This window comes from Clostridium sp. CTA-17 (genome assembly GCF_054767895.1).
On record NZ_BAAABF010000001.1, the window covers coordinates 786,494 to 802,994 of the forward strand.

Here is a 16,501-nt window from a genome sequence, read left to right on the forward strand (position 1 = left end):
ATCTATTTTAGTTAAAATCAACTACTATAAAACAAAGTAAAATATTAAAAAAATAAATTTAATTAAGAAAATACTTAATTAAATATTGAATTTTTACAAAAATAGGAGTAGAATTTAATTAAGGAAATGCTTAATTAAAAATAAGAGGTGATTTATGGAAGAAAGAATAAAGATATTTAAAGCTTTAGGAGATGAAACTAGAATAAATATATTGCATCTTATAAATAAAAAATCTATGTGTGCAAAGGGGATAGCTAGAGAACTTAGCATTTCAGAATCTGCTGTATCTCAACAAATAAAAGTATTAAAAGATGCTAATCTTGTAATTGGATATAAAATAGGTTATCACATTGTTTATGATTTAAATATAGAACAGTTAGAAAGCATTAATATCTTAATTGATTATATCGTAAATGATGATAATAATATAAAAACAAAAGAAAATACTTATGAAAAATGCAATAAAATATGTAAACATGCTAAATGCATAAATAATAAAAATTTGAAGGAGGAAAATATAATGAGAATTTGTTTCCCAGTTAAAAATAATGAAGGAGTTAAAAGTGTACCATATGGTCATTTTGGTACTGCTCCAACTTTCGTAATATGTGATTTAGAAAAAGATGAAGTAACTACTGTAGGAAATGGTGACTTAGGTCATGAACATGGAAAATGTCAACCAATAAAAGCTTTATCAGGTGAAGTTGTAGATGCTGTAGTTGTTGGTGGTATTGGCGCTGGTGCTATAAGTAAATTAAATTCTATGGGAATTAAAGTTTACAAAGCTACTGATGGAGATATAGAAGCTAATTTAGAAGCATTAAAAAAAGGTGAATTAAAAGAGTTTTCAAGCACACATACATGCAATCATCATGGATGTAGTCATTAATAAGTAAAAAGCGAGTTCTTTTTAGGACTTGCTTTTTTTATGTAAAAAATTAATTTAAACATTAATAATTTTTTAAAAGGTTTATTATATAAAAAAGTTAAGTATTATTAGATATATGTATTTTTAAAAATTATTTAATGTGGAGGATTAAAATTGGATATTGAGAAGTTTTTAAGTGAGATTAAAGAAAAAATAATTAATTATAGAAGGGATTTTCATAAATATCCTGAAAGTGCATGGAAAGAATTTAGAACATCTTCTTTAATTGGAAAACATTTAAGAGAAATGGGTTATGAAATAAAAATAGGAAAAGAAATAATAAGTGAAGAGCATAGGTTAGATGTACCAAATGAACTTGACTTAAAGAAAAGTTATGAAAAATCCTTAAAACAAGGTGCCTATAAAGAATTAAGTGATTATATGATTGGGGGATACACTGGAGTAGTTGGGATTTTACAAAATGGAGAAGGCCCAACTATTGCTTTAAGATTTGATATAGATGGAGTAAAAGTTCTTGAATGCGAAAATAATGAGCATTTTCCTTTTAAAAATGGATTTTCTTCTGTAAATAGGGGAGTTATGCATGCCTGTGGACATGATGGCCATATAGCTATTGGCCTTGGAGTTGCAGAAGGAATTATTAGATTTAAGGAATATTTTAATGGAACAATAAAGCTTATTTTTCAACCTGGAGAAGAAAGTGTATGTGGTGGAAATCCAATGGCTCAATCAGGAATCTTAGATGATGTAGATTATTTATTAAGTGGACACATAGGAATAAAGGCAAGGAAATCAGGAGAAATAATCTGTGGAACAAAGGGATTTTTAGCAACATCTAAAATTAATGCTGAATTTACAGGGAAGTCTTCCCATGCCGCAGTTGCACCTGAAAAAGGGCATAATGCTTTGCTTTCTGCATCTACAGCAGTATTAAACTTAGATGCTATACCAAGAAATGGTGAAGGCATAACAAGAATAAATGTAGGAAAGTTAATTGCAGGGAGTGGTAGAAATGTAATTCCTGGAAAAGCTTTTATGGAAGTAGAGACTAGAGGAGAAACTACAGAATTAAATGAATATATGGAAAGTTATGCAACTAGAATTCTAAAAGCTTCTGCAGATATGCATGATAATCATGTGAAAATATCTTGTTTAGGAAGATCTATAAGTGGTAGTAGTGATAGAGAGTTAATTGATATTATTAAATGGGAAGCAAAAAATATAAAGGGATATAACAATATAATAGATGAGGAAGACTTTGGTGCTAGTGAAGATATATGTTATATGATGAAAAGAGTACAGAAAATTGGAGGAAAGGCATCTTATATAATGTTTGGAAGTGACTTGAAGGATGAACATCATTCTATTAGGTTTGATTTTAATGAAGAAGATTTATTCCCAGCAATAAATTTATATTTAAGAGTAGTAATGAATCTTTGCAATAAAAAATAATAAAATTTTTAAAAGATGAATTATATTTAATAATTATTCTATGTATATATATGGGAGTGTATCAAAATAACTTTTTATAAAACTTACAAACATATTCCGAGAATTACTAGATTTTAAGTGAAAGTCCAAATTTTTAATTTTGAATTTTGAACTTATGCAATTGAACTTTGTGAGATTGTATTCCTAAGAAATTAACAGTCTCAGCTTTTTAACGTGATATTTTCTACGTAATAATTTAAATTCTAAAGCTTATCTAGATATTCTCTTCATACTGTTTGTAAGTTTTATTGTTATATTTTGATACAGCCCTTTTATAGAGTGGATAATAAATCATCTATGATCATATTTCCACCTAATTTATAATCATATGTAGAATTGGTATTTAAAGACTTTAAGAAGCTCCAAGAAGCATTCCAAAGCTTAACTACAAAAAGGTAATTTTCTAATTTTTCCATTAATTCATAAGAGTAGTAGCCAAAATAACTTTTTATTAAAAAATATCTCTTTTTTTCATCCAGCATCCATGATACAGTAGCTAAATCAAAAAATATATCACACATGGCAGAAAATTCAAAATCAATAAAAAGAACATTTTTATTATGATATAGTACATTTGAAGAGTTTAAATCATTATGACAAAGGCCAAGAGTCATATTTTTGCTTAATTTTTCTTCAAGAATATTTAATTTATTTAAGACTAAATCAATGTCTTCATGAAAATTAAAGTTTTTAGATTTTAAAATATGAAAATTTTTTCTTATATGTTCAAAAGGATTAAAAATATGTTCACACTTAAGAATATGTAGTTTTTTTAAATTAATTGAGAGTTTTTCAAGGAATTCTAAAGATGTAAATGTACTCATATTTACCTTTGAATCTTCTAAAAATTTGCTTATTAGTATTCCATTATCCTTATTATGATATATAATAGGGGGGGATAGCTTGTTCAAATTAGCAAATATTAAAACAAAATTTTCCTCTGAAAAATTATTTTTATTATCTTTACTAGGTATTCTTAAAACATATTTATTATTTTCACACTCTAATAAATAATTTGAGTTATTAAGACCACCTAGTTTGGTTATCTTATGATTTTTCATTTTGTTAGTCATCTTAATCTCCTTATATTCTAATGAAAATATTATATCAAAAAATAAGAAGGGATGGAAAAGGATAATGTTAAATGAGGTGTTAAAAGGAATACAAGGTTTAGATAATGACATGATCGTAAAAGCTAAAAATAGAGTAGATTCTTTAGCTAAACCTTTAGGAAGTTTAGGAAAACTAGAAGATATATCCATAAGGTTATCTGGAATAACTGGAAATATGTTTAATAATATTGATAAAAAGTGTGTTATTATAATGTCTTCTGACAATGGAGTTGAAGAAGAAGGAGTAGCCTCAGCACCTCAATGTGTAACTTTACTTCAAACAAAAAACTTTATAAAAGGTACTACTGGAGTAGCTACATTGGCAAAAGCTAATGGAACAGATTTAATGGTTTTTGATGTAGGAATTAATTCAGATGAAGTTATAGAAGGAGTTATAAATAGAAAGATATCAAAGGGAACTAAAAATATTTATAAGGAACCAGCTATGACTTATGAAGAAGCTAAAAAATCCTTAGAAATTGGAATAGAAGCTGTGAAAATAGCTAAAGAAAAGGGATATAAAATACTTGGAGTAGGTGAAATGGGAATAGGAAATACCACTACTTCAGCAGCGGTATTAAAAGCCCTTATTGGATGTGAAACTTCTCAAGTAGTAGGAAAAGGTGGCGGAATAAATAATGCTTCTTTTGAAAAGAAAAAAAGAATTGTAGAAGAAGTGGTTAAAAAACATAATATTAATTTTGAAGATCCTATTGATATTATTTCAAAGGTTGGAGGATATGATATTGGAGCAATGACAGGTGTATTTTTAGGCGCAGCTTTCTATAGAATACCTGTAGTAATAGATGGATTTATATCCGTTGTGGCAGCCCTTTTAGCTAATAGATTAAATCCTTTAGTTAAAGAATTCTGTTTTACATCTCATAAATCACAAGAAATAGGATATGAGTTAGCTATAAAAGAGTTAGGTTTAGATCCTATGTTAGATTTAAATATGAGATTAGGAGAAGGAAGTGGATGTCCAATAGCTTTCTCAGTAATTGATTTTGCAACAGCCATGATGAATAATATGGCAACCTTTGAAGAAGGAAATATAGATAACAGCTATTTAGAAGATGTAAAGGATGAAGAATGTTATATTGTTCTTTAAAGTTTTAAAAATATTATAGGAGTTAATTTGATTAGTTATGATAGTTTTAATTATTGGAGGCGCTAAGAGTAGCAAATCTTCTTATGCTGAATTTTATAGTAGTAATCTTTCAAAAAAAGGAAAAGAGGAGCTTTATTACTTAGCTACTATGAACCCTTATGATTCAGAGGATTTAAAGAGAATAGAAAATCATTTGAAGAATAGAGAAAAATATGATTTTAAAACCATTGAAAAACATAGAAATTTAAATGAGATATTTCATGAATTTTCTAAGGAAGATACTGTTTTACTAGACAGTTTAACATCTTTAGTTACTAATGAGATGTTTGTGGGAAAAGAATTTAATGAAAGTGTACATAGTAATATTTTAAAGGACATAAAGAGTCTAGGAACTAAGGTTTCCAATTTAGTAATAGTTTCAGATTATGTTTTTAGTGATGGAATTAAATATGACTCTTATACTGAGTCTTTTAAAAGAGAATTAGGTAAAATAAATTGTGAATTAGCTTCTTTCTCAGACGTGGTTATAGAAGCTTCCTTTGGAAACTTAATATTTCATAAAGGAGAGGAGGGTTTAATAGATGAAAATTTTTTATAAGGCTATAAATATGACCTTAAGCATGTTTACAGTGATTCCATTGCCTAAATATGAATGGGATGATAGGGCTGCAAAACATATAATGAAGCTTTATCCCTTAATAGGATTAATTATAGGAGCACTTTGGTATTTAAGTTTTTTTGCATTAAGTAAGCTAAATGTACCAATTATGCTTATGGTAGCTCTTATTTTAACGGTGCCATATATTTTAACTGGATTCTTACATTTAGATGGTTTTATGGATGTTTCTGACGCACTTCTTTCTAGAAGAGATAAGGAAACAAAGCTTAGAATTTTAAAGGATTCTACAGTTGGAGCTTTTTCAGTTATTTCTGTAGTTTTATTACTATTAGTAGAATTTGCTGGAATGTTTACTGTTTTAAATAAAAACTTAGATATGAGAATATTAATACTCATACCAATAGCATCAAGAGCAATAAATGGATACTTTATTGTAAGTCAAGAGATGCTTGGACAAAGTTCTTTGGCAAAATTCTTTAAAGAAGGAACTGGAAAAGTAGATGAAATAATTTTATTAGGAACATATGTATTAGTTGCATTAATAACATTTTTCACCTTAGGAATAAATTATTTAATAGCTATTTTAGCAATGGGACTTATTTCTCTTATTTTACTTTTAAAAGTAAAAAAAGAATTAGGTGGAATAAATGGAGATGTTGCAGGATATATTCTTGTTCTTATGGAATTTACAGGGATTTTAGTTTTAGGAATTGTTTAAGGAGGAGAAACTTTTGAAACTTTTATTTGGCGGTGCATATAATGGAAAGCTAAAGTATGTAAAAGAAAAGTTAGGCATAAATGAAGAAGAAATATTTTATTGCAAAGAAGATTCTATAGACTTTTCTAAAAAGGTTATTAGTGGCATAGATAGATTAATTTATTTTAATGCCTTACAAGGAAAAGAGTCTTTAAGCTTTTTTCAGGAAAAAAAAGAATTATTAAAAGATAAAATTTTAATTTGTGATGAAATATCTTCAGGAATAGTTCCTTTAAAGAAAGAGGAAAGATTATGGAGAGAAGAGACTGGTAAGGTTCTTCAGTTTTTATCAAAGGAAAGTGAAGAAGTTTATAGAATATTTTTTGGAATACCAACAAAATTAAAGGATGAATAATAAGATGATAATTTATTTAGTTAGACATGGGAAGACTTATTGCAATGAAAATAAACTTTATTGTGGAATAAGTGATGTGCCTTTAAGTGAGGAAGGAAAAAAAGAATTAGAGGAAAAAAGAAAGAGTGTGAGTTTGCCAATATGTAAAAGGAATTTTACAAGTGGAGCAAAAAGAGCTAATGAAACATTTAATATTTTATATCCAAATAAGAAGTATGAAGTCATAAAGGAATTTAGTGAGTATAATTTTGGTGATTTTGAACTAAAGTCTTATGAAATGCTAAAGGAAGACAAGGAATATTTAGACTGGATTTTAGATGAAAGCAAGGAAGTTTCCTGTCCTAATGGTGAATCAAGAAGGGATTTTGAAAAGAGAATAAAAAAAGCATTTTTAAAATTACTTCTAATCCTTAAGGAAGAGGGAGAAGAGGAAGCCTTAATAGTATGTCATGGAGGAAGTATAGCTTGTATTTTAGAACTCTTTGAAAAGGATAAATTAGATTTCTATACTTATCAACCTAAGTGTGGAGGAGGATATAAGTTAAGAGTTGAACAGGATATCAATAACTTAAAAGGAGATTTTTCAAGTCTAGAGTTTGAAAAAGACATAATAGATAATTTAAGACTAGAAATAATAGAAAGGTTTTAGAAATGATAAAAATTATAATAGGATATGTTTTAGACCTAATAATAGGAGATCCTAATAATCCATATCACCCTATTAGATATATAGGAAAACTAGCATCTAATATGGAAAAGCTTTGGAGAAAGGTTTTCAAGAAAAATCTTAAGATTGCAGGCTTCTTTGCTTGGCTTTTTATAGTTTTCATAACCTTTGGAGTAACTTTAGGAATTGTACATATTGCTAATAAGATTAATCCTATTTTAGGAATCATAGTATCTGGAATACTTATTTATTTTTGTATTTCAGCTAAGGGGCTTAAAGTTGAAGGACTTAAAGTAATTAAGATTTTAAAAGAAGGAGATATTGTTAAGGCTAGAAAACAATTATCTTATATTGTAGGAAGAGATACTGAAAATCTAGATGAAGAAGCTATAGTTAGAGCTGTAGTGGAAACTGTAGCAGAAAATATGTCAGATGGCATTATAGCACCTTTATTTTTTGCAGGAATTGGGGGAGCACCTTTAGCTTTCTTATATAAAGCAGTAAACACATGTGATTCAATGTTTGGGTATAAAAATGACAAATATAAGGATTTTGGATTCTTCTCAGCTAAGCTTGATGATGTGTTTAATTATATTCCAGCTAGATTAACAGCCTATCTTATAGTAATTTCTTCTTTTATTTTAAGACTTAATTGCAAAAATAGTTTTAAAATATACAAAAGAGATAGATATAATCATTCAAGTCCTAATAGTGCTCATCCAGAAGCAGCTGTTGCAGGAGCTTTAGGAATAAGACTTGGAGGAGCAAATTACTATTTTGGAAAGCTTGTAGAAAAACCAACCATAGGAGATGCTAAAAAGAAAATAGAAATTTCGGATGTTTATAAGACTAATAATATATTAGGAATGGTTTCTTTTTTAGGAATGGTAGTAGCACTTGTTATTAGATATATTTTAGAGGTGATTGTATGAATTTAGGACATGGTGGTAATGTAGAAGAAATTAAGAGAGTTTATGGATTAGAAGAAAATGAAATTATTGATTTTTCAGCTAACATAAATCCTTTAGGAATCTCTGAAAAAGTAAAAGAGGCCATGATTAAAGGGATAAATTCTATAGAGAGATATCCAGATATAACTTACTATGAACTTAAAAAAGAAATTTCAGACTTTGAAAAAGTAGCTTTAGAAAATATAGTACTAGGAAATGGTGCAGCAGAGGTTATTTTTAATGTAGTAAGAGGAATAAAGCCTAAAAAGGCTCTTATAGTGGCACCAACATTTTCAGAATATGAGGATGCTTTAAATTCTGTAGAGTGTGAAGTTAACCATTATATATTAAAAGATAATTATTCAGTTGATACTGGATTTTTAGAAGAAATCAAAGAAGAATTAGATATTATATTTTTATGTAATCCTAATAATCCTACAGGTGCTTTAATAGAAAAAGATTTTTCATTAAAAGTATTAGAAAAAGCAAAAAAAATGAATGTCATAGTTGTTTTTGATGAATCCTTCTTAGACTTTGTTGAAGATAATGATAGATATTCTCTTATTAAAGAACTTAATAATTTCCAAAATTTAATTATAGTAAAATCTTTAACTAAATTATTTGCCTTTCCTGGAATAAGATTAGGATATGGATTAAGTTCTAATACTAATGTTATAGAAAAAATAAATTCAGTAGGAACTCCTTGGAGTGTAAATACAGTGGCAGACTATGCAGGAAGAGAAGCATTAAAAGATGTTGAGTATATTAAAAACAGCATAGCTTACATAAAAAAAGAAAATGAATTTTTATATAATGGGCTAGAAAAGTTTGAAGATATTACTATTTTTAAAGGTGCAGTAAATTTTATATTTTTTAAATTGAATAAAAATATAGATTTAAGAGAAGAATTAATTAGAAGAGGTATAATAATAAGAAGCTGTAGTAATTATATTGGCTTAGACCATAATTTCTATAGAGTGGCAGTTAGAACAAGGGAAGAAAACAAAAAGCTTTTAGAAGAGCTTTCAAAGGTTTTAAAGTAAGTTTTTTATTATTACTTTTATTATTAATAGCTTTTATGGTAAACTAAGATGTTTGACAATAGCAAAATATAATAATATAATCAAGTTGATTAACTAATAATTGGTGTGATTTTCACTTAATAGGGAATGAAGTTAAAGTCTTCAACTACCTCAGTAACCGTGAAGCAGACAAAATCTCAATATGTCACTGCATTTTTTGTGTGGGAAGACGAGATGGAGGAGGAAGCAAAGTCGGGATACCTGCCTTTTATTTAAGTACTATTATCTTCTGAGGGTAGGATAATAGGATGCGTAAGCTTTAAATATTCTTAACATACCTTCTTAAAATGGTATGTTTTTTTATTTTCTACGTATTAATCTAAGCCTCAAAGATTTTAATTGTTAAGTTTTATGAAAGATAAATTTGATTGATAATGATTTAAGCTTAATTTAAGAAAGTTCAGATTTACTTTTATAGATTGTAAGGGATGCTTAGCAATATTAAAAAATACATATTAAAATCATTAAATAAAATCAAATAGGAATCCTTCATATAACTTAAGAATTTATAAAGGTGAAAGTGGAGGAAGAATATGAGAAACTTAAAAAAATTAATTTCTTTAGTAATGATAACTATGATGGCATTACTTATGTTTACTGGATGTGGAAGTAAAACAGTAACAATGAAAGATATGGAAGGAACTGAATTTACAGTACCTAAAAAGATTGAAAGAATAGTATCAACAGCTCCATCTAATACAGAAATATTAATAGGTTTAGGTATAGGTGATAAAATAGTCGGTGTTGATAAATATTCAGCAGATGTAAAAGGATTAAATCCTGATATTCCTAAAATAGACTTTAGAAATCCAGATGCAGAGGCCATATTAGCTCTTAAGCCAGATATAATAATAGCTTCAGGTCATAATAGAGAAGGAAAAGAAGATCCATTTAAGGTTTTAAAAGATGCTAGAATACCTGTAGTTTATATTCCAACTAGTGAAAGTATGGATGGAATATATGAAGATATCAATTTCTTAGCTAAGTTAACTGGAACAGAAGCCGAAGGAAACAAAATGGTTGATTCAATGAAAAGCGAAGTAAATAAGATTAAAGCTATAGGTGAAACTATAAAAGATAAGAAGACTGTTTACTTTGAAATCGGGTCAGGGTCAAAGCTTTATAGTTTTGGAAATGATACTTTCTTAAATAGCTTACTAAATATAGTTGGCGCAGAAAATATATTTGCTAATGAAAAAGGTTGGATTTCTCCAAGTGAAGAAGCTGTCATAAAGGCAAATCCAGATGTGATTTTAACAAATGAAAGCTATATTGAAAATGCTACAGATTTAATTGCTAAACGTCCAGGATGGAATACAATAACTGCTGTTAAGGATAATCAAATATTCTTAGTAGACAATAATGCATCATCACGTGGAAGCCAATATGTGATAAATGCATTAAAACAAATGGCAAAGGATATTTATCCAGAACAATATGCAGGAATCTAAAAAGAAAAAACTACTAATATTACTATCAATTCCATTAGTATTATTAGTACTTTGTATTGGAACTTCCATTGGAAGTTCCAATATTAGTATATGGGATACTATTTCTATAGTTGGGAATAAAATTTTTGGTTTTTCCCTTAGAGCTAGTATAAAACCAGAGGACGTAGCAATTATTTGGGTAATTAGATTACCTAGAGTACTATTAGCTTTTGGAGTTGGAGCTTCCCTTGCAGTTAGTGGGGCTATAATTCAATCCATATTAAAAAATCCATTAGCATCACCATATACTTTAGGCGTTTCATCAGGAGCTTCCTTAGGTGTTGGAATGTACATAGTTCTTGGAATTTCAATACCTGTAATAGGAAATTTAGCTATGCCTATTATAGGATTTTTATGTGGTGTTTTAACGGTTTTTGCCGTTATTATCTTTTCCAATAAGGTTGATAGAGGACTTTCAAACAATACTGTAATTTTAGCAGGTATGGTATTATCACTTTTTACTAGTGCAATGTTAACTACTATAACAGCCTTATGTAGTGAAGATATAAAGGCAATTACTATGTGGCAAATGGGATCATTTGCTATGAAAAGTTGGTCATATGTTTTTGCTGGAATTCCATTTTTCATAATTGGAATTTTTATGGTTATAAGATATACAAGAGAAATGGATATCTTAAGTTTTGGAGAAGAAGGTGCAAAAGCAATAGGAGTTGAAACTAAAAAGGTTAAAAAGACACTACTTGTTTCAGTAGCTATTTTAACTGGAAGTGCCGTAGCCTTAAGTGGTGTTATAGGATTTATTGATCTTATAACTCCTCACATAGTTAGAAAAATATTTGGCTCTAATCATAAGATAGTAATTCCAATGTGTATTATACTTGGAGGAACTTTAATGGTATTAACAGATTTAGTTTCAAGAACACTAATTTCTCCATCAGAATTACCAGTTGGAGCAATTACAGCATTAATTGGAGCACCATTTTTTGCTTATCTTTATTTTGGAAAGAGAAGTAGGTGATATTTTGTTAGAAGTTAAAAATCTATGCTGTGGGTATGATGGAAATGATGTTATACATAATTTATCTTTCAATATTAACAGAGGAGAAAACATCTCTATAATAGGACCAAATGGATGTGGAAAGTCTACAATTTTAAAAGCTTTAGCTAACTTAATAGAATATAAAGGTGAAATAAAGCTAGATGGAGTAGAAATTAAAAATATAAAGAGAAAAGATTTAGCTAAAAAAGTTGCATTAATGAGTCAAAATTCTCAAATATACTTTTCTTATACTGTTTTTGAAACAGTTGCATTAGGAAGGTATGCTCATATGGATGGTATTTTTTCAAATCTTAGTAAGAAAGATAGGGATATAGTCTTAAAATGTATTGAAAGTGTAGGATTATTAAGTGAAAAGGATAGGTTAATAAATGAGCTATCAGGAGGGCAGCTTCAGAGAGTTTATTTGGCAAGAGCCTTTGCTCAAGATCCTGAGATATTACTTTTAGATGAACCAACAAATCATTTAGACTTAAAATGCCAAATTGAAATTTTGGATTATATAAATAAATGGACAAAGGAAAATAACAAAACGGTTATAGGAGTTTTACATGATTTAAATTTAGTTCAGATGTTTAGTGAAGATGCAATTTTAATAAAAGAAGGTAAAATTTATAGTAGTGGAAAAGCAAGAGAATTATTAAATAGTTCTAAAATTACAGATGTATATAAAATAGACATAAGAAAATTCATGCTAGAAGCATTAGAAAAATGGAAGTAGGTGGACAATATGAAAAAAAAGTTTGTTGTATCATATAGTTGTGGAAAGGATAGTACATTATCATTATATAGAATGATAAAGGCGGGACATACTCCAGTAGCTTTATTAGTTACTGTTGATAAAAAAGTTTTAAGAAGTTGGTTCCATGGCATACCAGATAAATTATTAAAAGACGTATCAAAATCTCTAGATATACCTCTAGTTTTAGTTGCAAGTAACGGAAAAGAAAACTATGGTGAAACATTTGTTGAAGCTTTAAAGAAAATTAAAGAAGAAATGGGTGCAGAAGCTTGTGTATTTGGAGATATTGATTTAATGGCTCATAGAACTTGGTGTGAAGATAAATGTGAAAAAGCAGGACTTGAAGCTATTTTTCCACTTTGGGAAGAAGATAGAGAAGCTCTAACTTATGAGTTTATAGATAGTGGCTTCAAAACTGTAATTAAAAATGTAAAATTAAGCATTTTAGGGGAAGAATTCTTAGGTGAAGTTTTAACTAAAGATGTAGTTGAAAGATTAAAAGCAGCTGGTTCAGATGCTTGTGGAGAAAATGGAGAATATCATACATTTGTTTTTGATGGACCTTTATTTAAAGAAAGAATAAACTTTGAAATTGGAGATAATATATTAACAGAAACTCATGGATTCTTAGATATTAAGTAGGTGTGTTTTATGAAGTATAAAAGTATAATGCTTCTTGGTACAGCATCTTCCGTAGGAAAAAGTACTGTTGCAGCAGCCTTTTGTAGATATTTTAAGAAAAAAGGATATAGGGTTGCTCCTTATAAAGCTTTGAATATATCATTAAATTCCTTTGTAACAAAGGAGGGGGATGAAATAGGACGAGCTCAAGTGGTACAAGCTGAAGCCTGTGAAATTGATCCTAAGGAATATATGAATCCTATATTGATGAAACCTAGTGCAGGATTTAAAACTCAGGTAATAGTTAGAGGTAAGGTTCATTGCACTATGGATGCTTATAAATATAAGGAATTAAACAAATATCTTAAGGAAAAAGCAAAGGAAGCTTATAATGACATTTCAAATGATTATGATTTAATAGTTTTAGAAGGATCAGGGAGCTGTGCTGAGATAAACTTAAGAGAAACTGATATAGCAAATATGCATACTGCTAAAATGGCAGATGCTGATGTTATTTTAGTTGCTGATATAAACAGAGGAGGAGTCTTTGCTTCTATTGTTGGTACTATAATGCTTTTAACTGAAGAAGAGAGAAAAAAGGTTAAAGGAGTTATAATAAATAAATTTAGGGGAAAAAGAGAGTTTTTTGAACCGGCAATGAGACAAATAGAAGAGATAATAAAAATTCCTGTTTTAGGAGTTATGCCTTACTTTGATTTAGATATAGAAGAGGAAGATAGTGCCTCTATTAAATTAAGAAAAGGTAATGGTAAAGGGATAGATATAGCAATAGTTAGATTACCTCATATGTCAAATTTTACTGATTTTAATTCTTTAGGAAGAATAAAAGATGTAGGTATAAGGTATGCTGAAAATCCTAAGGATTTAGAAAATGCAAATATGATAATAATTCCAGGAAGTAAAAATACCATAGATGATTTAATTTATTTAAAGGAAAGTGGTTTTAAAGAGGCACTAATTAATGAAAGTTCTAAAGGAAAATTAATATTTGGTATATGTGGAGGATATCAAATATTAGGAGAAAAAATAATTGATTCCCTTGGTGTTGAAGGTGATATAAGAGAAGAAGAAGGCTTAGGACTTTTAAATATAGTAACATCATTTAATAAAGAAAAAACTACAAAGCAGGTTGTAGCCTTTGATTTAGAAGGAAATGAAGTTAGTGGATATGAAATCCACAATGGAGAAAGTGTTCCTACAGCTAAAGAGAATATATGGTTAAAAGAGCAAAATGGTAATGTTCTTGGAATGAAGAACAAAGAACAAAATGTTTTTGGTACTTATATTCATGGAATCTTTGATGAGGGAGACTTTGGAGAAAAGCTTATAAATAAGTTAAAGAAAGAATTAAACATAGAAGAAAGTAATGAAGTTAATTATAAAGATTATAAAATAAGTCAATATGATAAGCTTTGTGAACTTTTAGAAGAAAATATAGATATGAAATATGTTGAGGATCTAATTAGATTTTAATTTTAAACAGTGTATTAAGTTTTATTATTTAATACACTGTTTTTTGTTTTAAGCCATTGCTGATTTTAGCTTTTGTATTTTGAATTTAAATGTAAAGAAATTTTTTAAAATTAAATACCTTAATTTCAAAAAAAATTTATCATTGGTAACTTAGGTTACGTGATTATTAAAGCATATGATATAGAATAGTATTTGCTAAGGCGAAAATAAAAGCTTTAAATAACAAAGGAAAAAGTTTTGAATAAAGTGGAGGAGTACTAATGGAAAATAAAATGTTTTGTTTCCAGTGTCAAGAGACTGCTGGATGTACAGGATGTACTAAGTTTGGAGTATGTGGAAAGTCACCTGATTTAGCAAGAATGCAAGACTTATTAATATATACAACTAAAGGATTATCTGAAGTAACTACTAGATTAAGAGAAGAAGGAAAGAAAATAGACTCAAAAGTCAATCATTTAGTAACTATAAACTTATTTACTACAATAACTAATGCAAACTTTGATGATGAAACATTCTATGAAAGGGTAAAGGAAACTTTAAGAGTAAAGGAAAGTTTATTAAACACTTTAAAGAATAAAAAGAATTTATCTGAGGCTGCACTTTGGAATGCTTCTAATAAAAATGAAATAGACGAAAAAGTAAGCTTATTACAAAAAATAAAAAATGCTTTTTCAAAGAAAGAAGAGATTTCAATAGATTCAATATTAGATGAAAAATCAACTAAAGTAGGAGTTTTAGCTACTAAGGATGAAGATATAAGAAGTTTAAGAGAACTTATAATATATGGTTTAAAGGGTATGTCAGCATATATGAAGCATGCTAATGCTTTAGGATATGATAAAGAAGAAATAAATGCATTCATGCAAAGCACATTAGCTAAGACCTTAGATGATAGTTTAACAATAGATGAATTAATAGCTTTAACTTTAGAAACTGGTAAGGTTGGAGTAGATGGAATGGCATTATTAGATAGTGCAAATACAGGAACTTATGGACATCCTGAAGTTACTAAGGTTAATATAGGAGTTAGAAAAAATCCAGGTATATTAGTATCAGGACATGATTTAAAAGATTTAGAAATGTTATTAAAACAGACAGAGGGAACAGGAATAGATGTATATACACATTCAGAAATGTTACCAGCACATTATTACCCGGCATTTAAGAAATATTCTCATTTTGCAGGAAATTACGGAAATGCTTGGTGGAAACAAAAAGAAGAATTTGAAAGCTTTAATGGTCCAATATTAATGACTACAAACTGTATAGTACCTCCAAAAGATAGCTACAAAGATAGACTATATACAACTGGAGCTGCAGGTTTTGCTGGATGTACTCATATAAAAGGAAACTCAGAGTCAGATAAAGATTTCTCAGTTATAATTGAACATGCTAAAAAGTGTAAGGCTCCTAAACAAATAGAAACAGGAGAAATTATAGGTGGATTTGCTCATAATCAGGTTCTTGCTTTAGCAGATAAAGTAGTAGAAGCTGTTAAGTCTGGTGCAATAAGAAGATTTTTTGTTATGGCTGGTTGTGATGGAAGAGCTAAATCAAGAAATTACTATACTGATTTTGCAAAAGCATTACCAAAAGATACAGTAATATTAACAGCTGGATGTGCAAAATATAAATATAATAAGTTACCTCTAGGAGATATAAATGGAATTCCAAGAGTATTAGATGCAGGACAATGTAATGATTCATATTCACTTGCATTAATAGCATTAAAACTTAAAGAAGTATTTGAATTAGAAGATATAAATGATTTGCCAATATCATTTAATATAGCTTGGTATGAGCAAAAAGCGGTAATAGTATTATTATCACTATTATATTTAGGGGTTAAAAATATACACTTAGGACCAACATTACCAGCATTCTTATCACCAAATGTTGCTAAAGTTTTAGTTGAGAATTTTGGTATAGGTGGAATAACTAATGTTGAAGATGATATAAAAATGTTTTTAAATAACTAATATTTATGTAATTAAAACAAAAAATGCAAGGATAATTATCCTTGCATTTTTTTTATATTTTGTAGTAAATAAAGTATTATCCAAATATACTTATAATATTGAAATATAAGATGATTATGTAATT

16 protein-coding genes and 1 riboswitch are annotated in these 16,501 nt (G+C 28.3%); of the genes, 15 read left to right on the top strand and 1 reads right to left on the bottom strand.

Translation table 11 applies throughout. The features are described 5' to 3' along the window. Nucleotides 1–154: 154 nt before the first annotated feature. Entirely contained in the window at nucleotides 155–889 is a 735-nt protein-coding gene (locus tag ACYUCG_RS03400; protein WP_460268139.1) for a metalloregulator ArsR/SmtB family transcription factor, read from the top strand. A gap of 153 nt (nucleotides 890–1,042) precedes the next feature. Further along, nucleotides 1,043–2,341, top strand: coding sequence for a M20 family metallo-hydrolase (locus ACYUCG_RS03405; RefSeq protein WP_460268140.1), 1,299 nt, complete (start codon nucleotides 1,043–1,045; stop codon nucleotides 2,339–2,341). 311 nt (nucleotides 2,342–2,652) lie between these two features. On the opposite strand, the gene ACYUCG_RS03410 is transcribed toward ACYUCG_RS03405, so the two are convergent. Continuing rightward, a complete protein-coding gene (locus ACYUCG_RS03410) occupies nucleotides 2,653–3,453 on the bottom strand; it encodes a phosphotransferase (RefSeq protein WP_003477730.1) in 801 nt (266 codons plus the stop codon). Between the two features lie 64 nt (nucleotides 3,454–3,517). Here ACYUCG_RS03410 and cobT point away from each other — a divergent pair, with 64 nt between their 5' ends. The 13 genes from cobT (at nucleotide 3,518) to hcp (ending at nucleotide 16,377) form a co-directional block, all read left to right on the top strand. Next, nucleotides 3,518–4,603 (top strand): nicotinate-nucleotide--dimethylbenzimidazole phosphoribosyltransferase, encoded by a 1,086-nt coding sequence (gene cobT / locus ACYUCG_RS03415; RefSeq protein ID WP_087325902.1) that lies wholly within the window; start codon nucleotides 3,518–3,520, stop codon nucleotides 4,601–4,603. Between the two features lie 37 nt (nucleotides 4,604–4,640). Continuing rightward, complete coding sequence (locus tag ACYUCG_RS03420; protein WP_460268141.1) at nucleotides 4,641–5,201, top strand: bifunctional adenosylcobinamide kinase/adenosylcobinamide-phosphate guanylyltransferase; 561 nt, start codon at nucleotides 4,641–4,643, stop codon at nucleotides 5,199–5,201. Beyond that, the gene (locus tag ACYUCG_RS03425; protein WP_283681161.1) at nucleotides 5,185–5,940 is read left to right on the top strand and encodes an adenosylcobinamide-GDP ribazoletransferase; all 756 of its coding nucleotides are present in this window, start codon (nucleotides 5,185–5,187) and stop codon (nucleotides 5,938–5,940) included. The genes ACYUCG_RS03420 and ACYUCG_RS03425 overlap by 17 nt, the downstream gene beginning before the upstream one ends. Nucleotides 5,941–5,953: 13 nt before the next feature. Then, nucleotides 5,954–6,334: a bifunctional adenosylcobinamide kinase/adenosylcobinamide-phosphate guanylyltransferase gene (locus ACYUCG_RS03430; protein ID WP_240298139.1), complete on the top strand. Its 381-nt coding sequence runs from the start codon at nucleotides 5,954–5,956 to the stop codon at nucleotides 6,332–6,334. Nucleotides 6,335–6,338: 4 nt separating this feature from the next. Then, nucleotides 6,339–6,983: a histidine phosphatase family protein gene (locus ACYUCG_RS03435; protein WP_460268142.1), complete on the top strand. Its 645-nt coding sequence runs from the start codon at nucleotides 6,339–6,341 to the stop codon at nucleotides 6,981–6,983. 2 nt (nucleotides 6,984–6,985) lie between these two features. Further along, on the top strand, nucleotides 6,986–7,933 hold the full coding sequence (cbiB, locus tag ACYUCG_RS03440; protein ID WP_139933265.1) for an adenosylcobinamide-phosphate synthase CbiB: 948 nt from the start codon (nucleotides 6,986–6,988) through the stop codon (nucleotides 7,931–7,933). Continuing rightward, nucleotides 7,930–8,994, top strand: a complete 1,065-nt coding sequence (cobD, locus tag ACYUCG_RS03445) for a threonine-phosphate decarboxylase CobD (RefSeq protein WP_087325907.1) — start codon at nucleotides 7,930–7,932, stop codon at nucleotides 8,992–8,994. The genes cbiB and cobD overlap by 4 nt, the downstream gene beginning before the upstream one ends. An 84-nt stretch (nucleotides 8,995–9,078) precedes the next feature. Continuing rightward, nucleotides 9,079–9,256, top strand: a riboswitch (cobalamin riboswitch). A 310-nt stretch (nucleotides 9,257–9,566) separates the two neighbouring features. Next, the gene (locus tag ACYUCG_RS03450; RefSeq protein ID WP_460268143.1) at nucleotides 9,567–10,484 is read left to right on the top strand and encodes an ABC transporter substrate-binding protein; all 918 of its coding nucleotides are present in this window, start codon (nucleotides 9,567–9,569) and stop codon (nucleotides 10,482–10,484) included. Continuing rightward, nucleotides 10,471–11,502: a FecCD family ABC transporter permease gene (locus tag ACYUCG_RS03455; RefSeq protein WP_460268144.1), complete on the top strand. Its 1,032-nt coding sequence runs from the start codon at nucleotides 10,471–10,473 to the stop codon at nucleotides 11,500–11,502. The genes ACYUCG_RS03450 and ACYUCG_RS03455 overlap by 14 nt, the downstream gene beginning before the upstream one ends. 4 nt (nucleotides 11,503–11,506) lie before the next feature. Then, nucleotides 11,507–12,262 carry an ABC transporter ATP-binding protein gene (locus ACYUCG_RS03460; protein WP_139934309.1) on the top strand — a complete coding sequence of 252 codons (756 nt, stop codon included), beginning with the start codon at nucleotides 11,507–11,509 and terminating at the stop codon, nucleotides 12,260–12,262. A gap of 9 nt (nucleotides 12,263–12,271) precedes the next feature. Further along, nucleotides 12,272–12,925, top strand: coding sequence for a Dph6-related ATP pyrophosphatase (locus ACYUCG_RS03465; protein WP_460268145.1), 654 nt, complete (start codon nucleotides 12,272–12,274; stop codon nucleotides 12,923–12,925). Nucleotides 12,926–12,934: 9 nt separating this feature from the next. Beyond that, nucleotides 12,935–14,398 carry a cobyric acid synthase gene (locus ACYUCG_RS03470; RefSeq protein WP_460268146.1) on the top strand — a complete coding sequence of 488 codons (1,464 nt, stop codon included), beginning with the start codon at nucleotides 12,935–12,937 and terminating at the stop codon, nucleotides 14,396–14,398. A 260-nt stretch (nucleotides 14,399–14,658) separates the two neighbouring features. Next, nucleotides 14,659–16,377, top strand: a complete 1,719-nt coding sequence (gene hcp, locus ACYUCG_RS03475) for a hydroxylamine reductase (RefSeq protein WP_460268147.1) — start codon at nucleotides 14,659–14,661, stop codon at nucleotides 16,375–16,377. Nucleotides 16,378–16,501 lie beyond the last annotated feature (124 nt).